Genomic DNA, 22,811 nt, shown 5'->3' on the forward strand with positions numbered 1-22,811 from the left:
TTAATTCGATTCCAGAAGAGCTATCGCCGTTTTATATTTTTCCATCCGTTTTCTTGTCTTTTCATCAATCACATCCAGCCGCGTCAGGTCAGAGTTGTGCGCCAAATCTGCCAGTTTCACAGCTTTTGCAATGGGGTTGTCTTTGATTTTTGCCACGTAGTCCAGGTACAGAACGTTCTTGTCATGTGTCATCAGTGCCAGCGCATCTACCACATCCTGCCCAAAACCCATTGCTGCAATATCGTCTAGTTTATAATCTGTGTCTTCCACCACATCGTGCAACAGGGCAACAATGGTAGTTACTTCGTCTGTCATCTGTTCCGCCACATGGAAGGGATGAAATACGTAAGGCATCCCGCTTTTGTCCAACTGGTCCTTGTGTGCTTCAAAACAAAGTTTCATGGCTTTTTTCGTTTTGTCTGTGTAGATCATCTGCAGTCTCCTGTTCCCCGTTTACGTTTGTAATTATTTTGTAAGTTCATGCAATCGTATCTATCATTTTTGTCCACGCATAACACCTCCACCCATCCGCTTTTCCTCTTCATCCTTTCTAATACCATTATAGTTAATTTGTCAAATAATGTGGTCGTCTGTCATGCGACAATCCCCCTTCCTCCCTGCCCTCCCCCCCTCCTACTTAAATTTTACAACTTTGCCAGTCCGTTTGTACGTACTTTGAGAAACGCTGTGCGCCAGTCCTTGTGCGGATTTTGGAAGTTTTGCATTTTTGTGCGCAAAATTTCCAGACGCGTTATACACGCCCGCCAATTCGTTTTTTTGAAAACTGTCAATGACAAAACTGTCATTTTTGAAAAGCGCCATGAAAAAATTGACAAAAATGACAGTTTATCATTGACAGTTTGCTTTTTATCCAATTCCACGGCAACTTACCGGACTGACATTGCATCCGGTCAGTTTAGTGACCGGAATTTTTTCATGAGTCCAGTCATAGTGAGGATTTGGAGCCTGCTCTCTGTTATAAATATAGACAGACTATTTGTTTGTCTCTTTGTAACTTAACATGCCAGCATTCTATTGTTTGTTCGAGAGAGCTGCCACTGCGCCGACCCGCAAAATCCGACCAAATGGACCAAAACAAAAAGCGCCTGCATGGGTACAGGCGCTACGAAAGAATCGTGCGGTCTAAATACATATTTTTAATCAATTCTCACTGAGCAAAACTTGTTACTCGTTAAAGCAAAAATAGTATTATAGTTACCATTTATTACTTCAGCGTTTCTTTTTTTTCAGGAAGTCCAGTTACTTCAGCAATCTCAGATTCGGACATACCTTTTTTGCGTAACGCTTCCGCAATTTCTTGTTTTCCAAGGGCTTTACCTTCTCGTATTCCTTCCTGTTTGCCTTTTTCATGCGCCCGTTTCTTTATAATCCGCAAATCCATCTCCCAGGTCACGATGCGTTCCCTCCATTTCGTATCATTCCTCACACGTTTTGTTTCTTCGTCAATCTCCTGCGTAAATTTATTCTGCGCCAATCCGCTGTTCACATACCGCAAAAACGCAGCCAGTTCCTTATCTTCCGTGTTGTCCGCAGCCTTGGCATTCAGGAAAATATTCTCCGTCAGGTCTCCCATCTGCAAATCATCGTCTTCTTTGCAGCGATACGTGAAATGATACACTGGCAGACCTTTTCCATACGGATCAAACGTGCAGATAAAAACCACAAAAGATTTACGCAGTTCCGGATAATTCATACCCCTGCGCAGCATGTCCATACTGATCAGGCTCTGGTAATACCGCGTGCGCAACGGAAGCTCGCTTTCCACTTGCTCTTCCTCTGCATCACGGTAAATGGTGCTGCCCTTCCCTGTCACCTGCATCTCCAAATCTATGACTGTTCCGTCCAGAGTTTCCACATACACATCAAGCCGAATGCTTTTACTGCTGATCCGCGGACTGTTCGTGTGGCGCTCCGCAACAATGTGCAGAATCCTCTTAATAGGTATGTGCAAAACCTTCTCTATCAGGTACTGGCAGCGCTCTTTGTTGTTCATCACCTCCAGAAAAATATAATTGTTGGCGAAGGTTAAAGAATCCCAATCAATCTTTTCAAAATCTTTCAAATCGACACCTGTCTTTCCGACCGGCACGATTCCTTCCGCAGTTGTATTATAGCATAGATTTCATGCGTTTTCTATGAAGTTTTGATGAAAAGAACCTTTTATAAAACGTTCTTAAACTATCCTCCGTTAAATTACTCCTTCTCTACCGCTTTCTTTTGCTTTATTATTTAGTCTCGCCAATACAGAGGATGCAATATCAGCCATGAAAAAATGACAAAAATGACAGTTTATCATTGACAGTTTTCTTTTTATCCAATTCCACGGCAACATCGTCGCGCTGACATTGCATCCGGTCAGTTTAGTGACCGGAAAATTTTCGTCAGTCCAGTGATGGCGCAGGTTTGGAACCTGCTCTCTGTTATAAATATAGACAGACTATTTGTTTGTCTCTTTGTAACTTAACATGCCAGCATTCTATTGTCTGTTCGAGAGAGCTGCCACTGCGCTGTCCCGAAAAAACCAGCCAAAAGAGACAAAACAAAAACACCGGACGTTTTTACACGCCCGGTGTGGAGATTAAAACTTAAAGCACTGCTACGCCAATAGACTTGGCAAGTTTGCGAACAGCGGCCTCGGAAAGTTTGCTGACTCTTACATATATCATGGCTTAAACAATATGACAGGAAATCCGATTTACAGAAAAATCTTCACATCATATCATCCAGGGGAGTTCTCATATAACACTCACCACCAGCAATATTCTTAAGTGCTACATCATCTAATTCAAAATCAGACAATTCCGTCATGTAAGCTTCCGCTTCCTCTTTTGTCATCTCATAACCGCCTGTCTTTGCCAACGCAATCAGTTCATCGGCCGATTTGCACTGTATCGCTTTTTCCAGCATTTCTTTTGTGAGTTCTTTTTTGTTGATTGGCATAATCAATTCCTCCCTTAACTGTTAATACTTAAATGCTTTTTATTATATATACAAAACAGGTTCATCAAAATTGACGCTGATGGAAATATTTTGTTAATTATATCATACTCATCTTTGCTGAGCAAAACTGAAATTATCATATTTCATAACTGTTAACACCAAATAAATAACGCCTGCACCCTTCCGGGTACAAGCGTCAGGGCCGGATCCGTCTGCCTTTCCTGGTCATCTGCTATGCACTTTACTTCCACGGTTCTCTGGCTCCTTATCCACTTGTAGCTACATCTTTTTGGAACATACCGCCGGTAACACGATTCTTTCCCTGGCGCTTGGATTCATAAAGCATCCCATCCGCCATATGAAACATGGCTCGTAAATCTTCGCCGGTCTTCGTTATCCCGGAAACATACCCTACAGAAATATGCAAAGGCAGTTTTTCCGGCCCTAATGCGACCCGTGTCAGCTTCGTCCGTGCATGTATCATTTCCAAATTGTACTGGCTCCAGTCTTCATCCAGCCGGATAAGCAGAAACTCATCCCCTCCGTACCGGTAACAATCCGTATTGGTAAACGTATCGGCCAGCACCTCGCTGAGTTCCCTGAGTGCCACGTCGCCGGTTTCGTGTCCGCAGACATCGTTAATCTTTTTAAAGTCATCAATATCTAAAAGGGTAACGATCAGACTGTGATTCTTATACTCCTCATAATTTGTACGCAGCATATTTCGGTTATACAATCCTGTCAGCGGATCAATATGGCTTTCTTCCTGCAACACTTCGTTACTGTCACGCAGCCTTTTCACAACACTCATTGTTTTCTGCCGGGTTGTATTCCAGATTTGGTGCAGTTTCCCCAAAAACACGGTAATGGCAATCACACTGAAGCCGATCATAATTACTCTTTGCAGATTGATGGGTGCATAGCTGAAAAAGCTATGGTCTTCCGAGTAAAAATACATAGCAAACAGAATTACCTGCGCTGCGCATATGATACCTGCCGGAAAATCAAAGAGACTGACACAGACGACCAGGCCGGAAAGTAACAACACTTCCGGATTGGGAATGGAGAGGTTGCCGCAGGCAACCATCAGCAAGAGCATAAACAAAAATGCCACTAACGAAGTGAGAATCAGTGTTTTGCCTTGATTTTTATTTCTATTATGCTTCTTTCTGGATTTCTGATTGGACACTATGGGTAACCTTTCATTAATAAGTAAGTAGATCTCCGGGAATTTGCTTCCCCTCAAAAAACAAAATTAAATTATTATTAATTATATTTCATTACGCTGTTCAAAACAATGGGGGTTCCAAAACGTCACAACACATTATCTTTAGCCGCCTTGTTATGATTTTAATAATAAACATCTGCGGTTATTGAATCATTTACTGTGCAAAACTGGGATTTAACAGTTCAATCCAAAATATGTGAATTGTGTCCGATGCAATCCATCACTTTTATTATAAATTCCAGAATTCCGGTTTGAACATCACACGGGCAGTATGATTCACGATAATAGAAGGAAGATGGACCCCGTACCGCGCCAACGAGGTTCGGATGTCCTCTTCCGTCCTCCAGAACAGGCTTTCCATCCAACAAATTTTCCCGGCGGCAAGAACATCTTTTTGGCATAATAATGGAAACAGATAGCTGTAGACCGTTTCATAATACTGAGCACGCCTGTAAAGCCGGACGGCCAGTTCGTCAAGGTTTATACCCTGCTCCAAAGCATCTAACAGCATCGTTCCATCGGTATCAAATGTTGCATCTTCACCAAATACATCCTGCACGCTTCGGGAAACCTGCTTCGCTGCATCACCATCCCGTCCTTGCAGGATACCCACAATGTCCCGGCCGTCATTTTTCCTGTCACGACGAAACCAGCAGAGCTTGTGGGCAAGCTGCCAGTCGGAGTCTTGCACCAGAAAAGAAAGATTGCCAGACGCTGCGTCCAGGTGGAGTGCATCGGCATGACGGCAAAAATTTTCGCGAAAGTGCGGGGCAGACGTAAATTGTTCCAGACTGTGCATCCAGTGAGGAAACAGCCTGTACTTTTCTCCAACAGCTGCCACACAATCCTCAAACAGAGGCGACGGCCCCCGGAGCGCATAATCGATGTCGTGAGTTGCAGTCCGGAATTTATGCCGGAGAGTAACCGCAGTGCCGCCATAAATCAACACCTTTAGCGGAGGCCCGTTCCGTCTGGCATATTCTGCCGCTACCTCGCAAAGCAGCTCGGTGACGTTCTCCCGCGTAAATTTGTATTCCCTGTTCTCCGTTTTTGTAACCTCCAGATCTTATCCTTTTACCTAATACAATAAATACCTTTTATTATTTATTCAAAGATGACACATTAAAATTGACATTGATGGAATTATTTTTTTAATTATATCATACCAATCTTTGATAAGCAAAACTGGGATTTGTCTCAATAGTCTCAACTATTATTCATTATAAACAAAACAGCCGCGGAACATAAATTAATTCCACGGCTGTCGGGAAAACAGAACTTATTAAATTTTCTATTTTTGAACGAACTAAAAACTTTAATCAGGACGATTTAACCTACATTTATATAACTCGGACAAGCTTGCCCATAATTTTCGCATATATTATAGCCGCCTGCAACCTTTTTCAGTGCTTCTTCTTCCAACTCCATATCGTCCATCTCGGCCAAATAGGCTTCAGCCTCCTCTTTTGTCACTTCAAAACCTTCCGATTTGGCTAAAGCTATCAGTTCTTCTGTAGTACGACATTGCATCGCTTTTGCAATCATTTCTTTTGTGAGTTCATTTTTGTTAATTGGCATAATAGGTTCCTCCTTAGGTGCTATATATTAAATACCTTTAATTATATATACAAAACAAGTTCATCAAAATTGACGCTGCTGGAAATTTTTTTTTTAATTATATCATACTCATCTTTGCGGAGCAAAACTGAAATGTGACGTATTAAAATAACAGCCGGGGATACTGAACTCCACGACCGTTGAATCATTTACTTTGTTACTGTGTAAACACCTTACATATACCCCTTTTCATAACCATGCCTCGGCCTTGCAATCTGAATAGCAACCGCCACCCGCTACATTTTTCAGCGTGTCGGCGTCAAGCTCAACGTCGGCCAGCTCCACCATATACGCTTCGGCTTCTTCCTTGGTCAGCTCAATGCCGCCGGTCTTTGCCAGCGCGATTAGTTCGTCGGCATTCTTGCACTGCATCGCTTTTGCAAGCATTTCTTTTGTGATTTCGTTTTTATTAATTGGCATAACAGGATCCCCCTTTATGTTAAATAGTAACTGCCTTTAATTATATATACAAAACAGGTTCAGCAAATTTGACATTGATGTAAATATTTTTTAAATAATCCGCAAAATGGTTTTGAAAACAAGCAGTGCACAGTCATACGGTGCCGTGACCCTGCTCAACAGCCTTTATTTCCTCTTCTGACGCCTGTTTTAAGCTGTAAGTGTCAAACATCGGTCCTTCCGGGAGTTTAATTTCGATCGAATTGATTTTTGAAATCTGTCCTTTTCCGGATTTCATGATAATGTCAAACACATGCCCGCCATGCGCTCTGTCATCGGATATAAAATGCAAATGCCATCCGAAGGCATTGATTCCGTCCATATAGTCAGGAAAATAGACACAGACAAGAGTACCCTTAATTTTTTCAAATTTAAAAGCTTTCTGGGTTTTTCCAAGTATCGTTTTCAGGTCCACATGCACGGACTCATAGCCTGATTCCGACCTGGCATCCACAATATCAAATTCTCCGTCAATACGAGCCATATGCATGCTGTTAAGGCCAAAGTGGGAATCAATAATATTATTAAGCGCCATCTTCAGTTCTTCTATGCTATTAATACAACCGAATTCTATAGGGGTACTCTCTTTCATTACGCAAACAGTAGAAAACGGAACGCCACGGTCTGGTTCTGCCACAACAACATCACCGTTTTCCATAGCTCTGTAACAGGAACCGTCAAGTACGATCATTTCGCCATCTACGTCTTTGAATGTGCCAAGCCCGATATTACCGTGGTTAAGCAACTCCGAAACGGGTATAACAGCCCTCGAATATCCAAGCATCAGAGCTTGCAGTGTTGAAACCTGATACATCTTCATGCTATTCATAACCTGTTGTCCCTCCTACGACGACGTTTTTTATGCTGACACAGAGTTTCGGTTGAGAAGACAGCATCCCACAAATGAAGCGAGAATTGTCTATGCATCCGCTCCCAATGGTATGAGGCGGTTTGTTTCGTTATGTCACTATCATCATTATAACAAAACAGCCGTGGAAGGTCCACGACTGTTGCATTATTTACTTCGCAAAACTCTGATTTAGCGTGAATTATTGATAGTTTGAGGGTCCTACAGGAGGAGCGCCAACATCCCCACACAATCCGCCCGCAACATGTCTGAGGTCGCCGTCTTTCAGTTCACACTCTGATAACTCATCAAAGTACGCCTCGGCTTCCTCTTTCGTAAGGTCAACGCCTGCGGTTTTAGCGTATGCAATCAACTCTTCCGCAGTTTTGCACTGCATCGCTTTTTCCAGCATTTCTTTTGTAATTTCATTTTTGTTAACCGGCATAGCAGGATCCTCCCTAATTGTTAAATAGTGAATGCCTTTTATTATAGAAATAAGACAAGTTCATTAAGTATTTCCATAACGACGACAATTCGCTCCTTTACCGTATCTTGGGCAATCAGTTAAGCAATGGATTGGGCAACTAACATAGTTGCCGCCAGCAACCTTTTTCAGTGCTTCTTCATCCAGCTCAACATCGTTCATCTCAGCCAAATAGGCTTCAGCTTCCTCTTTGGTAATGTCAATGCCTTCCGATTTTGCAAAAGCAATCAACTCTTCCGCACTCTTGCACTGCATAGCCTTCGCAATCTGTTCTTTTGTGATTTCATTTCTGTCAATCGGCATAATAGAAGCCTCCCTCAACTGTTAATTATTAAATGCCTTTTATTATATATACAAGACAGGTTCAGCAAACTTGACATTGTTGGAAAATATTTTTTTGATTATATCATACTAATCTTTGATAAGCAAAGCTGAAATCAGCTTAACTTAATGACATTACCACGCCAATCCTCACACCTGTTTCCACGGTTATGACACAATCGTATTTCCTTATCTCCACATATCCAACACCGTAAGCTGTTCTTCTCTTATTATCGTATCTTCCTTATTCAGCATCCCCAGGTGCAAATGCGGTTTTCCTGTGCCGTGGTAATCACTGCCGCCACTGATCCGCAGTCCCTTTTCACAGGCAGCGCGGCACAGCGCTTCCACTTCCTCCATTGTGTATTCGGAATAATAACATTCCAGTCCGTCAATGCCTGCATTGCGTAACAGTTCCAACTGCTCCCGGAATTGTTCTTGCGTTAACCGTTTCTCCCTGACTCCCCCAAAAGGGTGCGCCCACACCGCAACGCCTCCGGCAGCTTTTATGGCTTTAATGGCGCCTATGGCATCCACTCTGCCGCCGGGCAGACTCTTTAAATAGGTTTTGTAAATATCTATTGGCGGTTGTACAGGCGGTAAGTGTTTCTGGATAAGGTCGGCAAAAGCCGGCTTACCGGGACTTTTCTTTTTAAACAGCTCTGCTTTTTCTTCTTCGCTGAACGCAAAACCCAATTCTTCTGTCAAGTACTTCCAACGCCGTTCCGTTTTGTTCATCCGCACATCGTTCGCTTCTTCAACAAATTTTCGAAACGCTGCATGATTGGGATCATAGTTATAACCAAGAATATGACACTTGGCAACATCTGTTTTGCACGAAAGCTCAACGCCTTTTATAAATTTTATTTCGGCAGGTACAATGCGTTCCATTTCCAGCGCGCCGTCAATTGCGTCATGGTCTGTTACCGCAAATGTCGTTATGCCGAGGGTTTGTATTTTTTTCAACAATTCCGGAATCGTATCCGTTCCATCCGAAACGACGGTATGCATGTGTAAGTCAACTTTTGAATTCATAGTGATCCTCCTTACTTCACGCCAATCACTATATGGTGCTTATCATCGCTTCTGGTCTTTATCGTCTGCAGCGTGTATTCCTTTAATGTTCCGCCTTTCATTCGCTTAAAGGTGATGGTGAATGTTTCATCTTCACCTGCACAACGAACCAGGTTGCTCTTGCTGAGGGCATCACCGACAGTTTTCACATCATCCTCGGAAACATCTTCCAGAATCGTAACCTTCGCCTCTCCGAAGAAGTCCGTTCCTCCCGGCCGAATCTCCAAATCTCCGTTCTTGCCACTGAAGAATTCCAGATAGTGATTTGACACAACATCAACAAAGTAGATGTTCTCATAGTCACTGGTCAGTGCCTTGGAAATGCTCACGTATGTCCTTTTAACGGCCGGCGCAATCTCTACGCCCTGCTCGCCCCGTTCAATCAGGAAGCGGTCAAAATCAGCAGGCGGTACAGGCTTTGAGAAGTAATAGCCCTGAACATAATCGCAGCCCAAAGCCTTCAGCGCCATGTACTGTTCCTCTGTTTCCACGCCTTCTGCGACCACCGGCACATGAAGGTACTCCGCAATGTCAATGATCAGTTCAATCATTCTCACATCCCGGGTTTCACCGAATGCGTTCCGAATAAAACTGATATCCAGTTTCAGAACGTCAATAGGCAGATGGGACAGCATTCCCAGTGAGGAATACCCGGTTCCGAAGTCATCCATCTCAATACGGAAGCCCATACCCATCCCGCACAATTCGCGCGCAGTAGACAGCACCTGCTCAGAATCTTCGGTATATGCAGATTCTGTGATTTCCAGCATCAGATCATCCACACTCAGCTGATACTCGTCAAGTATCTCCTTGAAGATGCCTGTAAGATTCGGGGTAAGCATATCAATTCGCGATACATTCACGGAAATCGGCACCGAATAACCGAAACGGTCTTTCCAGTCTCTGATCCGTGCAGCAGACTTACGCCACACGAACTTATCCAGTTCCAAAATCAGCCCGTTTTCCTCCAGCATCGGGATGAATATGCCGGGACTGATCATGCCCAGTTCCGGATGTTCCCAACGCACCAATGCTTCCGCGCTTGAAAGGACCGGCTGGTCCGGCCGGATATCAAACTTGGGCTGGAAGTAGACCAAAAACTGATTGTTCTCCAGCGCCGGTCGGAAATCTTCCAGAAGCCGTTCCCGATAAAGCTCGGCTTCATGCATCTTATTATCGTAGATACCGACAGCTTTCCGATATCCGTCTTTTACTGTATTTGCGGCAGTTTTGGCATGGTCAAAGCGCCTGTCAATTTCCAGTGTCTTGTCCACGTTGGAATAGACGCCCATGCGCAGCCTTACCCTGTTGTTAAGAGTATCCTCTCCGTTAAGGCCGTCTGAAATATTGGTAAGCAGCGCTTCGTAATCATCGCGATGCGGGCAATAAATCTGGAATACGTCAGCGTTACGCCTGCAGGCGACGCCTCTGATTTCACGTGCAATAGACCGGATGCGGCTGCCGATTTTGCTTAGCACTTCGTCGCCGTATTGTTTTCCATAACGCTCGTTGACCATGTGGAAATGATTGACATCAACCACGATTGCATCCATGGGCATTTCCGGATAGTGTCTGTCATACATTCTGGCATAGTTCATAAAGTGGCTCGCGTTGTACAGCTTTGTCAGGCTGTCGCGTTCCGTAGATTCGATGATACTGCGCTTCTCAGACAATTCAATGTAGCGGTTCACACGAGCCTGTACAATCTCAGCGGAAGGATACGGCTTTGGAATAAAGTCCATGGCTCCACGCTTCAGGCATTCCACTTCTGCGCTTTGATCGGCGGTCATCACAATGACCGGCACATTCGCAAGGTCTTTATCCTCCTGCATTATAGTGAGCACTTCCATGCCGCTCAGACGGGGCATCTTCAGATCCAACAGCATAACAGCTATCTCTTCCCCATATTTCTTTATATTCTCGATGGCCTCAATACCATCTGCCGCATACAGCAATTCATACGAACTCTGGAGCATATTACCGAGTATCATCCGGTTGATTTCTTCATCATCAACGATCAGCATATACTTCTTAACATTGAGTATTTCCTGTCCGTTTATCATGGGTCCGGCGGGTGCAGCCGCTTCTTCGGCATCGTCTCTTGTAACAGAGCCTAACCCTTTCAGCAGCTGCTTTTCTTCATACATAAGCTCATCGGCGCGGGCAAACACGTTATGGAAATAGGAATCTTCACCAGGCCTGAAATCTGAATAGCCGCCGGAGACGACGACCCCACCGCTGCTAATGTGCTCTACGGAGCGATCGTGCAGAGCCAGCACCAGCTCTTTGCGAATCATGTAGTCGCGGCCATCTAAAATGACGACAAACTCGTCGCCGCCGATACGATATACGGGGCTGTGCTGAAAGATGTCGCAAATCATCACAGAAGCCTGACGGATATATTCATCGCCCGCCTTATGCCCCAGCGTATCATTAATCTTCTTTAAGCCGTTCACATCACATACCACGACGGCAAAATCGGTGATTTTCCCCTCTGCAATCAAACCATCATAATCTTTTTCATTCAACGCAAATGCAGCTTTACTTTTGACTTTCGTGAGAGGATCGATAAAAGCTATGGCTTCCGCGCGATCCCTCTCCTCGGCAGCCTTTTTCTCCCACTTCCGCACGGAGTAATAGTTGGCGATCATAACGCCCAGCGACAGGGCAAAAAGACCGGCAATCATCACGACGCTGAGCTGGTCGGCATTGCGCAGCCGTTCCTGCTGTATCGCAAGAAATTCTTCCCTGTTCATCGCAAGCGTCTTGCTGTCCGCCGTGCCGTCTACATAACTGAAGATATCCTTAATAACCGCATTCTCTCTGGCCTCGTTCATCCTTTGTGACCATGTCAGCGACAGGATCACGACGAACGCCAGAAGCGAAACCCAGACAAGGATCGCTTTACCGAATTTTCTGGTGTGGTCCTTCCGGATGATATGATTGAAGTAAATCAAGCCGATGATAGACCAGGCGATCATAAGGGCATAGGTCTCCGGGGCAAGCACATTCCCGGAGAACATGGGCAGAATCAGGAATACAAGGAAAGCGATTGTAATAGGTATTAAGATACCTCCGAGGATAGTATATTTTTTATTTCCCTCCTGCTTTGCCAGCTTGTAAACCGCCATGGCTGCAAAGCCGTAAAGAATGGTGGCCCCGAACGTGGTGGTATCCACAATCCAGCCAATCGCCGGTCTTCCGATGAATGGAATAGGCAGCGATACAAGGACAATCAAAAGAATCGCTCGAGCGGGTATCTGCATGTCGTTAAGTTCTTTAAACCGTCCCGGCAAAATATCATCCTGCGCCATGGCGTAGCACAGGTAGCTGACAGCGCGCAACATACCGATGAGGCTGGAAAATACAAGCGCCAGCAAAGACGCCATCAGGATATAAACGCCTGTATCGCCGAGGTAATAGTGAGCCGCGTAGAATGCAGGAAATCTGTCAATTCCTTTATATCTGTCCAGATGCGTGATGTAATCAACCCAACTGGCGCACCCTTCCGGATAGGCGGATACGCTCAGCAGGATTACAAAAATATACAGCGCAGTCGTGACAGTAACTGCGATGAGCATTATTTTAAAAAGTTTGCTGCGTTTGAAGTTATATTCTGCTGTGTAATTGGTTACGCTTTCAAAGCCGATAAACGCCCACGGAGACAGGAACGCAATCATTACAACCTGGCTTAATACACTCTTATCCGGCAAGAGCGCAGGCTCCATTGTCATACCCGTGGATCCATGGCCTGTCATCGCCAACGCAAAGCATACTGTGATGCCAACGGTAAAAAGCAGGACAAAACCCACCATCACATCCGCTGAAACCTTCTTGCTTTTCATGCACATAAAGGCGACAAGGACAATGACAAGCAGCGTCACGATAGCTTCGCCCAAATAGACTTCGTAACCAAATACCGTATAAAGATATCCGACGCCCAACGCATTATTCAGGAAGAACCTCGCAAACAAGGGGATGCTCGTTGCATTAGCCCAGAAGACGGAGATGTATGTAAGGAACATAAAACAGCCGACAAAAAACGCCTGGTCATACCCGAAGACGGATTTCACATAGTCATACAGCCCGCCGCTTCCGGGATAACGGTTCGCAAGAAAGTTATAGTGGCTGCACACAATCACCATCATCACAAAACCGACCAGCAGTCCCAGAACGGATGCCAGCGGTCCCGCCTCCGAAAGATAGCTGCTGCTGGTAACGACAAGAGAGCCCCAGCCAATCGCCGAGCCTACCGATAACGCCCAAACCGCCAGGGAAGACAGGTGGGGCTTCAGTCCCCCGGTATTCTGTACAGAAGATGATTGTTCCTTCATAATAATCGCCTCTTCAATAAACTTATTCTGATTTTTCGGACTTTGAATCATATAGTGTTTTGCTCTATTATTTCATTATATTATACTATATTATATCATGCCATTCTACAGTTCGCTACTAAATAAAGCTACTAAATAAAAAAACATCCGACAAAATCAAAACAGCCGCGGAACATAAAATAAATCCACGGCTGTCGGGAAAACAGGAACTCATTTAATTTTCTTTACCGTTACAACACAGGCCGGACTGACAGTTCAGGCGCGCCGCGCTTTATCAATGCCAGGAGCAGCCGTCAACCGCCCAGCAGGTTTCAATGCCGCCCGCGATATTTTTCAGTTTCTCGCTGTCAAGCTCCATATCGGAAACTTCCGCAAAATAAGCTTCGGCTTCCTCTTTTGTGATGTCATAGCCTTCTGCCTTGATCAGCGCCATCAGTTCATCGGCAGACTTGCACTGCATAGCTTTTAACAACTGTGCTTTTGTGATTTCGTTTTTGTTGATCGGCATATAATGTTCCTCCTTTACCTGCTATATGTTAAATGCCTCTTATTATTTATATATACAAGGCAGACTCATCAAAATTGACACTCTTAGAATATTTTTTTAGATTATATCATAATATTCTTTGCAAAGCAAAACTGAAATCGCATACGAAATCAAACATTCAAAGTTGTCGTTATAAATAAAAAAATCGGGAACCCGCTTACTATGCGGATTCCCGATGTTTTTTAATTGGTCGGAGCGACTAGATTTGAACTAGCGACCTCTTCCACCCCAAGGAAGCGCTCTACCAAGCTGAGCCACGCCCCGAATACATAGGATATTTTAGTATAGAAATACGATTATGTCAACCACTTTTTTTGATATACAGAACGTTATCGCGGTTTCATCGTGAATATGGCAGATATAATTCATTCCTGTACCGCGTAACGCGGTTACAGTTCCGTGTGTAATATCTCGGTTCCTTTTGTATTTAACTGCAGAATATGATATACCGCGTTCTGTCCGCAGGCAGCAAACGCATCCACCATTGCTTTACCGATACCATTGCCGTCAACTTCCGGTGAAGCATAGGCAAGCAGTGTAGAGCCGGAACCGCTGATAATACATTGATAGGCCCCCGCTTTTTTTCCGGCGGCAAAGACTTCCGTTAACCCCGGAATCAGTTTTGCCCGGTACGGCTGATGCAGTTTATCCTCTAATGCGTACTGTAGCAGTTCCGGACGGTTTTCCAACAAAGCGGCCGTAAGCAGCGCAGTACGGGACGCATTAAATACTGCATCGGGATGTGCGATTTCCTTGGGAATCGCTTCCCTTGCCATATGGGTAGAAAGCTGAAAATCCGGTACCACCGCAATGAATTGCAGCGGCATCTTCGGAACCGTGCGCAGAGTATGCGCAACCCCGTTTTCCTGAAAACTGATGGTAAAGCCGCCGTAGATAGCAGGCGCCACGTTGTCCGGATGCCCTTCCAGTCTGTTGGTTTCCTGTAATATTTCGTCCTGTGTCAGATTGGCTCCGCTTAAAATGCTCGCGGCGGTTACGCCTGCCACAATCGCGGTGGAACTGCTGCCCAAACCACGGCTTTTGGGAACCTGGTTCCGCATGTGCATATCAATTCCGATACGTTTGTGGTTTGTAATTCTGTTCCATATGGAAAGGAACGAGGCGAAAGCCATATTACGCCCGGAAGCATGGAAACTATCCCTGCCTTCTCCTTCAACTTCCAAAGTGAAACCAAATTTTTCATCAGAAATGGTAAAGGTAAATTCATTGTATAAAGTTAAAGCCAAGCCAAGGCTGTCGAAACCGGGCCCGCAATTTGCAGAGGTCGCCGGCACCCGGACGGTTACAGATTTTTTCATGATTCACTCCGCTATGTTTATAAGTTTGGATCTTCGACACGCAGTACACTGCAAACTTTTTTTACAACCGGCAAGACCTGCAGGGTACGCATGGAAAGCTCCAGGCTTAACCGGCTCACTTTATACGTGATGATGATCAGCTCTGCCAATCCGTTTTCAAGAACATTTTTCTGAATGACGGAGGCAATGCTCATCTGCTGTGCGGCAAGGGTGGAAGCAATAGCGGCCAGTACGCCGGGACGGTCGTTTACCAGCAGACGGAAATAACAGGGTGCCATTTCTTTTTCCGGCGGGCACATTTTCTTTTCTTCAAACAGATTGCCTTTGATCCGTCCGCAACAGTTGTTGCAAATATTCCGGGCAGTATCGATGATATCGCCGCATACAGCGCTGGCAGTTGGCAGCCGGCCTGCGCCGCGTCCCATGAACATGGCGTCGCCCACCGCATCGCCGTTAACATAAATTGCGTTATACACATCGTTTACGCTGGCCAACGGATGATTTTTCGGCAGCATAACAGGATACACGTTGGCGGTGATGCCATTTTCCGGGTCGTTCTTCGCGACGCCCAGCAATTTTACCACATATCCCAAATCGCGGGCGTAACTGATATCGCAGGCATCCACATTGTCTATCCCTTCAATATGCACATCTTTCAGGGTAAGCGCCGTGTTAAATGCCAGCGATGCCAGCACTGTGATTTTGCGGGCGGCGTCGATGCCTTCCACATCCGCTGTGGGATCAGACTCGGCATACCCTTTAGCCTGTGCTTCAGCAAGGGCGTTTTCATAAGAAAGACCGGCCTCGGTCATCCGGGTCAGCATATAGTTGGTAGTACCGTTAACGATACCCATGATACTGGATATCTTATTGGCTGCCAGGCAGGAACGCAACGGACGGATAATGGGAATGCCGCCGCCTACTGCGCCTTCAAACTGGAAATCTACATGATTCTCCTCAGCCAGCGTAAAGAGCGCTTTGCCGTATTCCGCCAGTACATCTTTGTTAGCAGTTACCACATGCTTTCCGCGTTTCAGTGCCGCCTCGATATATTCTTTGGCAGGATGAACACGGCCAATGAGTTCCACTACAATATCTATTTCCGGATCGTTCAGAATGTCATCCAGATTATCCGTATACCCTACGTTGTATTTTTTGATTTCCGGTTTCAGATTCGCTTTATCACGGACCAGGACGGTTTTGACTTCAATGGTGCAGCCTGCTTTTCTGGCAATATCATCCCGGTTTTCGTTTAACACGATGATGACGCCGCCGCCTACCGTGCCGCAGCCCAACAGGCCGATTTTCACTGTTTTTCCCATAATGCCTTCTCCCTCAAATAAATTCATAGTATTATTTATAAAAATTCTGCCTGGCGATATCCCCGGGATTGCCAGAACAGTTTTTACACCTGTCCCAAAACTTCCAACCGTTTGACACCGTCAATCATGCGCAGTTTGTCAAGCAACGCTTCCAAATCCACTTTCATATTTTTCGTTTCGATGGAAATGGTAGTGTTAGCCACGCCCTGCAAGGGGATTCCCTGATTGATGGTCATAATGCTGCCGGAATCCAATGCAATCAGATTCAGCACACGGCTTAGCACGCCGGATTTATGCTCCAGCAGTAAAGACAGGGTGATAATTTTGTCCTTGCTGGCTTCATAGAACGGGAAGACGTAATCTTTGTATTTATAATATGCGCTGCGGCTCAGGCCTAAACGAACAACGGCTTCATTGATTGTTTTGACTTCGCCCCGTTTCAGAATTTCCTTTACCTTGATGGTCTTTTTAATCGCTTCCGGCAAAATATCTTCTTTCACAAGATAAAACGAGGTTTTCTCGTAACCGGGCTTTTCTGATATCGTGTTCAAATCCACAACTCTGCTTCGTGCCATTTCCATAACTCCTTCCCTTTTGATTTATAAGTATGAGTACCATTTTGTTTTTGAAAGTATTATTTACTATCCAGGTGCCCCGGCTTGATTTTACTTTCTGTTCCATTGCGTAATCTGTTGATATTATCCTTGTGACGGATAATGACAAACAGACAGGCCAGTGTTCCGAATACTGCATAGGGCACCGGGTATTTCAGATACCAGCCTGCGGCTGCGGCAACCACAGCCGCGACAACAGATCCTAACGACACGTACCGGGTAATCAGGACAATCATCACCCAAACGCCAAAACCGGCAGCTGCACCTAACGGAAGCATATACAGGAACAGACCCAGGCCGGTTGCTACGCCTTTTCCGCCTTTAAAACCCAGAAACAGCGAATAGTTGTGCCCGAGCAGAGCGCCTAACGCGGCAACTGCAACGACAGTGGGATTTTGGGTAAACTGCGATGTGATATACAATGCCAAAATCCCTTTCAGCATATCTCCAATCAGTACAGCAGCGGCTGTTTTTGGTCCTACCGTGCGGAACACATTCGTGGTGCCGATATTGCCGCTGCCATAGTTGCGGATATCGATACCGTGAAAGGCCTGTACCAGCCACAATCCGCAGGGTATGGAGCCAAACACATATCCCAGCAGAAAAGCGCCTAACCCTAACAAATAGTCCATGTTACAAATCCTCTTCATTCTTTGCCCTGATGATCATCTGGATGGGCGTGCCTTCAAATCCGAAGGCTTCTCTCAATTTATTTTCCAGATAACGCTGGTAGGAAAAATGCATGATTTCCGGATTGTTGACAAACAATACAAAGGTTGGAGGCTTAATTTTCACCTGTGTTACAAAATAAATCTTTAACTGACGCCCTTTGTCGGTAGGAGGCGGGTTAATAGCACAGGCATCTTCGATAATCTGGTTGATGACCGATGTGGAGATGCGCATGGCGTTCTGTTCCGCTACATATTTAATGACCTCCGGCAGCCGGTGTATGCGCTGCATGGTGACTGCCGAAACAAATACCACCGGCGCATACTGGAGAAATACCAGCTCTTTTCGCAATTCTTCCGTATAACGCAGCGTAGAACCGGTATCTTTTTTATATAAGTCCCATTTGTTGACCACAAGGATGACGCCTTTGCCAGCTTCATGGGCGTAACCGACAATTTTTTTATCCTGTTCGGTGACACCTTCCACCGCGTCGATTACCATCAGTACCACGTCGGAACGATCTACGGCGCGGAGGGAACGCACAATACTGTATTTTTCAATCAGCTCTTCAATTTTACCTTTGCGGCGCATCCCTGCGGTATCAATGAACAGGAACCGCTGCCCTTCTTTTACCACCGGCGTATCGATGGCATCCCTGGTCGTACCGGCCTGGTCACTGACAATCGAACGTTCTTCCCCTACCAGTGCGTTGAAGATAGAGGATTTTCCCACGTTAGGTCTGCCGATCAGGGCTACCTTGATTTCATCTTCATCTTCTTCGTTTAACTGGGGTACGGTCTGCTGCACCTTGTCCATGACAGAATCCAGCATATCGCCCAGACCCAGGTGGTTGGCGGCGGAAATAGGAATCGGTTCGCCTAATCCCAAATTATAGAATTCAAAGATTTCCATTTCCTGTTTAAAGGAATCCGCTTTGTTTACTGCCAATACGATAGGCTTTCTGGATTTCCGTAACAGTTTCGCGACTTCCGCGTCTTCGTCGGTGATTCCGGTGCGGGCGTCACACACAAATAAAATCACATCTGCTTCTCGGATGGCAATCTGTGCCTGTTCCCGGATGGAAACAGCAATCTTGTCGGTATTGGCAATTTCAATACCACCGGTATCGATGATCACAAATTCCCGGTCCAGCCACTCGGTCGTAGCATATAATCTGTCCCGGGTCACACCGGGAATATCTTCTACAATAGAGATTCGTTCATTGGCCAGCACGTTGAATAATGTTGATTTACCAACGTTCGGCCTTCCTACAATAGCAACAATCGGTTTTGCCATAGTGATAATCCTCTGACTTTCTATAACGAATTTAAAAAATATTATGTGATATTACATTGGGAAATGATAATACGGAATTACTGTTAATCTTCCGTATATCAGTGGTCGATTCCATCCCGGATTGTAATATTCTTTTCTGTAAAATAATGCCTGACTTCCTGCATATCCGTAACCAGATCTGCCTCGTCTATCAGTTCCTGCGGCGCTTCCCGGCCCGTACATACCACTTCTGTGTTTTTACGGTGCGCATGAAGGAAGTCTACTACTTCATCGGTATCTATCAGTTGTTTGGCCATGGCAAGATTGATTTCGTCCAAAATCAAAACATCGGTTTTCTGTTCTGACAGAATGCGTTTCCCTTCCTCCCATGCTTCCTTTGCCATTTGTACGTCAATGGGATCCGGGTTACGGAAATTAACAAAACTGTCGCGTCCCATCTGCAGTATGGTAAAACCGGGCAGAAAACGGAACGCCTGTGCTTCCCCATAGGTGGGATCGCCTTTCATAAAGCAGATCATAACCACTTTTGCCCCATGGCCCACAGCCCGCATCGCAAGCCCTAACGCAGCGGATGTTTTACCTTTTCCTGTTCCGGTATAAACATGCAGCATACCAAAATCTTTCATTGCCTTGAGCCTCACTTATTATGTAATTCAGGAAAACTGTTTCACATACTCCGTATTGTTTCCGGTAAGGATTCCCTTCCGTTCCGGAACAGAATTTCTGCCGGCGGTACCGTTATGCGGCAATGGCTGCCTCAGCAGCAGGTTATATAATTCTGCTGCTCCCTGGGCAATTTTAACTTCCCTGCCGCTTTTACGAATAAACTCTGCTAATGACATATCGTCCAAAAACAAGTTGTCCTGATTTAAAACCACGGATGGCAGGATTACCGGAGTATTCTCCGGAATCTGCGCCAGGATGTCCGTACCTGTCAATAAGCCGGTTACATTAATGGAGTGACCAAAGAAATCATTCGTTACCGGAAGGAATATATGATTTGTATGATAACGCGCATTGAACTCCTCCATGGCCGGCTGCAGAAGGGTTGCCGCGGACACCCCTACCGGAATCACATAATTTTTATGTGCCGGCTGCAGATGTTCCCTACTGCGCTGCATAGCTTTTTCCCATTCCGCAAGAAAATTCTGCGTCAGTCCGATCCCGTTCTCTAACTGCGGAAATCCATCATACCAGGTGACAGGCGGCATTTCTTTTCCTGCCAGAATGTAAAATTCATCACCCAGATAGATGAAAGAACGGCCAAGGCGACGACGGCATTCTTCCTGCCACTGTGTCACGGTCTCTACTACAGGTAAGGCATTCTCTCTGGTGAAAAGCTGTAAATCGGGCAAACCTTTTTTGTTTTTTGTAATACCAACCGGTACGACGGCCATATCCTCTACATAATCAGACATTGCAGACAGATCTCTGTACGACTTTTCCAGTACAGCGCCATCATTCCAGCCAGGACAGCAAACAATCTGCGCATGAATATGGATTCCTGCGTCAAACAAACGTTGCAGTTTATGCATTATCTCACCGGAATGGCTGTTCTTCATCATAGCCTGCCGTACCTTCGGGTCCGTCGCATGAACGGATACATATAAAGGCGACATGTGGTTCCGGATGATGCGGTCAAAATCCTCTTCTGTCAAATTGGTAAGTGTTACAAAATTACCGTATAAAAAGGACAAACGGTAGTCATCATCCCGGACGTAAAGGCCTTTTCGCAGACCGGGGATCATACGGTCTACAAAACAGAATACACAGTGGTTATGACAAAGTCGTACTTTATCAAAGACAGCGCTTTCAAAGGATAATCCAAGTTCTTCATCAATTTCTTTAGAAACGGTCACTTCACGCAGTGCACCGTCTGTTCCGCGGATTGACAGTACCGGTTCATAGTCAGCAGCTGCAAAACTTACATCCAGTATGTCCCGCAAGGGCATACCGTTGATGGCGCAGAGCGATTCGCCGGCAATAATGCCGGCAGCTTCTGCCGCGCTATGTTTTCTGACTGAACTGATTTTGCCTTCCGAACCTGTTTCCATACTGCCTCCAAAATGTCTTCTATTATTATACAAAATTTTTCACAAAAAAACAAATGTGCATTGTAAAAAAGCAAAAAGGCCCGCTTTTTTCAAGCGGGCCTTTGGGCTTACAAAGATTACTTACGGATATTCAGTTTTGCAATGATTGCACGATACCGTTCAATATCCTTTTTCTGCAGATAATTCAGCAGACCGCGACGCTGACCAACCATTTTCAGCAGACCGCGACGGGAATGATGGTCCTTTTTGTTGGTTTTCAGGTGTTCCGTCAGAGCGGCGATACGTGTGGTGAGAACCGCAATCTGAACTTCCGGAGAACCGGTGTCACCTTCGTGACGGGCGTTTTCTTTGATAATAGCCTGTTTTTCTTCTGTTGTTAACATCGTAACAAACCTCCATATAAATATATTGTCCGGCCGGAACCAGGCAGGCGTTGGAGAAGCGCTCTTCGTAGCTCCGGTTAGGATACTGATGTATTGTAGCACAGAAACAAATATAATGCAAATGTTTTTATAAAAATATTTTCAGAATCATCTATGCAAAGAGCAAAATTAATTTTAAACGCAGTTTTGCCTTCGCGGTCACTGTTCACCATCCTGTGCGGTAAACCAGGCAAGGGCATCCGATTTGTCTTTCTCCAGCTGTGCTTTTAATTCATGTAAGGATGAAAATCTTCGTTCATTGCGGAGAAACCTGCAAAAGGATGTTTCCAGAACATGACCGTACAAATCCTCATTGCAACCAAACAGGTGAACCTCTAATACTTCCCGGACTACGTCATCAAAAGTCGGATTCATGCCCAGGTTCCCTACTCCGTTATACATCTTTTCTCCATCCCGTACCTGCAATGCGTAGACCCCGGCAGGCGGAAGCGCCGAACCGTTTCGGTTTACATACAGGTTTGCAGTCGGGAAACCCAACGTTCTGCCTCTTTTAAAGCCCTGGTGAACCGTACCCTGTACACTGCAGAATCGCCCGAGCATATATTCCGCATCCCGGAGGTTTCCTTCCGCAATGGCCCGACGGATCCGGGTGCTGCTGATAATCCGGTTCTTATATTCCAAAAGCGGTCTGATAATCACATCAAACCCCTGTTCCCTTCCGCTTTTAGTCAGGGATTCCGTATTTCCTGTTCCTTTAAAACCGTATGAAAAATTGGTTCCGCAGACGAGACAGGAAAAATTGAAGTGACGTAACTTTTCCAGAAAATCGTCCGGCGATAAAAGCGCTAACTGTCGGTTAAAGGGAACATCAATCAACAGGTCCACACCCCACCGCTTTAAAAGCCTGACCTTTTCCTCCGGGGAAATCAGGGCCTGTGGAATGGCGGATGGATGGATTGCTGCGTAAGGATGGTTACTGAATGTAAAAACAGCCAGCCGTAACTGATTCGTCCTCGCATAAGATGCAGCGGCATCAATCACATCACGGTGTCCTTTATGCAGACCGTCAAAGGTACCCATTGCAATTACACAGGCTTTGGCCTGATATGTTTTTATTTCTTTGTTATCTAAAATCAGATGTTTAACGATTTCCATAGCATTGTAAACAATCACAGCGGAGAAAATAATATTTGCTTCCGCCACAGCAGACAGAAAAATGATTTGCTTGCACTCTTTGAAATTTCTGTGCAAAGCGTAAGCTCTCTCTGCGCAAAGCATATTA

Annotated in this window: 22 protein-coding genes and 1 tRNA gene; all 23 read right to left on the reverse strand. The window is 45.4% G+C overall.

Annotated elements, in window-relative coordinates; translation table 11 throughout:
- The gene (locus QZV31_RS02710) at positions 1–432 is read right to left on the reverse strand and encodes an HD domain-containing protein (RefSeq protein WP_295357762.1); all 432 of its coding nucleotides are present in this window, start codon (positions 430–432) and stop codon (positions 1–3) included.
- A 793-nt stretch (positions 433–1,225) separates the two neighbouring features.
- A complete protein-coding gene (locus QZV31_RS02715) occupies positions 1,226–2,110 on the reverse strand; it encodes an Rpn family recombination-promoting nuclease/putative transposase (RefSeq protein WP_295357765.1) in 885 nt (294 codons plus the stop codon).
- Positions 2,111–2,730: 620 nt separating this feature from the next.
- Positions 2,731–2,961: a hypothetical protein gene (locus tag QZV31_RS02720; RefSeq protein WP_093729690.1), complete on the reverse strand. Its 231-nt coding sequence runs from the start codon at positions 2,959–2,961 to the stop codon at positions 2,731–2,733.
- 265 nt (positions 2,962–3,226) lie between these two features.
- The gene (locus tag QZV31_RS02725) at positions 3,227–4,060 is read right to left on the reverse strand and encodes a GGDEF domain-containing protein (RefSeq protein ID WP_295357768.1); all 834 of its coding nucleotides are present in this window, start codon (positions 4,058–4,060) and stop codon (positions 3,227–3,229) included.
- A 358-nt stretch (positions 4,061–4,418) separates the two neighbouring features.
- Positions 4,419–5,030, reverse strand: coding sequence for a hypothetical protein (locus QZV31_RS02730; protein ID WP_143005954.1), 612 nt, complete (start codon positions 5,028–5,030; stop codon positions 4,419–4,421).
- Between the two features lie 488 nt (positions 5,031–5,518).
- Complete coding sequence (locus QZV31_RS02735) at positions 5,519–5,767, reverse strand: Nif11-like leader peptide family natural product precursor (protein ID WP_295357774.1); 249 nt, start codon at positions 5,765–5,767, stop codon at positions 5,519–5,521.
- A 228-nt stretch (positions 5,768–5,995) separates the two neighbouring features.
- Positions 5,996–6,226, reverse strand: coding sequence for a hypothetical protein (locus tag QZV31_RS02740; protein WP_295357777.1), 231 nt, complete (start codon positions 6,224–6,226; stop codon positions 5,996–5,998).
- Positions 6,227–6,359: 133 nt separating this feature from the next.
- Positions 6,360–7,094 (reverse strand): acetolactate decarboxylase, encoded by a 735-nt coding sequence (locus QZV31_RS02745; protein WP_093731129.1) that lies wholly within the window; start codon positions 7,092–7,094, stop codon positions 6,360–6,362.
- Positions 7,095–7,314: 220 nt separating this feature from the next.
- Complete coding sequence (locus QZV31_RS02750) at positions 7,315–7,557, reverse strand: DUF2624 family protein (RefSeq protein WP_093731128.1); 243 nt, start codon at positions 7,555–7,557, stop codon at positions 7,315–7,317.
- A 63-nt stretch (positions 7,558–7,620) separates the two neighbouring features.
- Complete coding sequence (locus QZV31_RS02755) at positions 7,621–7,899, reverse strand: hypothetical protein (RefSeq protein WP_093731127.1); 279 nt, start codon at positions 7,897–7,899, stop codon at positions 7,621–7,623.
- Between the two features lie 207 nt (positions 7,900–8,106).
- On the reverse strand, positions 8,107–8,952 hold the full coding sequence (locus tag QZV31_RS02760) for a PHP domain-containing protein (RefSeq protein WP_295357787.1): 846 nt from the start codon (positions 8,950–8,952) through the stop codon (positions 8,107–8,109).
- 11 nt (positions 8,953–8,963) lie between these two features.
- Positions 8,964–13,325, reverse strand: coding sequence for an amino acid permease (locus tag QZV31_RS02765; RefSeq protein WP_295357790.1), 4,362 nt, complete (start codon positions 13,323–13,325; stop codon positions 8,964–8,966).
- A gap of 274 nt (positions 13,326–13,599) precedes the next feature.
- Positions 13,600–13,833 carry a Nif11-like leader peptide family RiPP precursor gene (locus tag QZV31_RS02770; protein ID WP_295357793.1) on the reverse strand — a complete coding sequence of 78 codons (234 nt, stop codon included), beginning with the start codon at positions 13,831–13,833 and terminating at the stop codon, positions 13,600–13,602.
- 226 nt (positions 13,834–14,059) lie between these two features.
- Positions 14,060–14,136, reverse strand: a tRNA-Pro gene (locus tag QZV31_RS02775).
- 125 nt (positions 14,137–14,261) lie between these two features.
- Positions 14,262–15,191: a homoserine kinase gene (thrB, locus tag QZV31_RS02780; protein ID WP_093731122.1), complete on the reverse strand. Its 930-nt coding sequence runs from the start codon at positions 15,189–15,191 to the stop codon at positions 14,262–14,264.
- A gap of 17 nt (positions 15,192–15,208) precedes the next feature.
- Entirely contained in the window at positions 15,209–16,513 is a 1,305-nt protein-coding gene (locus QZV31_RS02785; protein WP_295357798.1) for a homoserine dehydrogenase, read from the reverse strand.
- 83 nt (positions 16,514–16,596) lie between these two features.
- Entirely contained in the window at positions 16,597–17,088 is a 492-nt protein-coding gene (locus tag QZV31_RS02790) for an ACT domain-containing protein (RefSeq protein WP_093731120.1), read from the reverse strand.
- Positions 17,089–17,147: 59 nt separating this feature from the next.
- Positions 17,148–17,759 carry a glycerol-3-phosphate 1-O-acyltransferase PlsY gene (plsY, locus tag QZV31_RS02795; RefSeq protein WP_295357802.1) on the reverse strand — a complete coding sequence of 204 codons (612 nt, stop codon included), beginning with the start codon at positions 17,757–17,759 and terminating at the stop codon, positions 17,148–17,150.
- 1 nt (position 17,760) lies between these two features.
- Positions 17,761–19,092: a ribosome biogenesis GTPase Der gene (gene der / locus QZV31_RS02800; RefSeq protein ID WP_093731118.1), complete on the reverse strand. Its 1,332-nt coding sequence runs from the start codon at positions 19,090–19,092 to the stop codon at positions 17,761–17,763.
- A 98-nt stretch (positions 19,093–19,190) separates the two neighbouring features.
- Positions 19,191–19,718, reverse strand: a complete 528-nt coding sequence (locus tag QZV31_RS02805) for a cob(I)yrinic acid a,c-diamide adenosyltransferase (protein ID WP_295357806.1) — start codon at positions 19,716–19,718, stop codon at positions 19,191–19,193.
- 27 nt (positions 19,719–19,745) lie between these two features.
- Complete coding sequence (locus QZV31_RS02810) at positions 19,746–21,146, reverse strand: DUF512 domain-containing protein (RefSeq protein ID WP_295357809.1); 1,401 nt, start codon at positions 21,144–21,146, stop codon at positions 19,746–19,748.
- A gap of 116 nt (positions 21,147–21,262) precedes the next feature.
- Positions 21,263–21,529: a 30S ribosomal protein S15 gene (gene rpsO / locus QZV31_RS02815; protein WP_093731115.1), complete on the reverse strand. Its 267-nt coding sequence runs from the start codon at positions 21,527–21,529 to the stop codon at positions 21,263–21,265.
- Positions 21,530–21,727: 198 nt separating this feature from the next.
- On the reverse strand, positions 21,728–22,780 hold the full coding sequence (locus QZV31_RS02820) for a bifunctional riboflavin kinase/FAD synthetase (RefSeq protein WP_295357814.1): 1,053 nt from the start codon (positions 22,778–22,780) through the stop codon (positions 21,728–21,730).
- Positions 22,781–22,811 lie beyond the last annotated feature (31 nt).

Origin of the sequence: uncultured Succiniclasticum sp. (assembly GCF_902793885.1) — a bacterium.
GTDB lineage: Bacteria > Bacillota > Negativicutes > Acidaminococcales > Acidaminococcaceae > Succiniclasticum.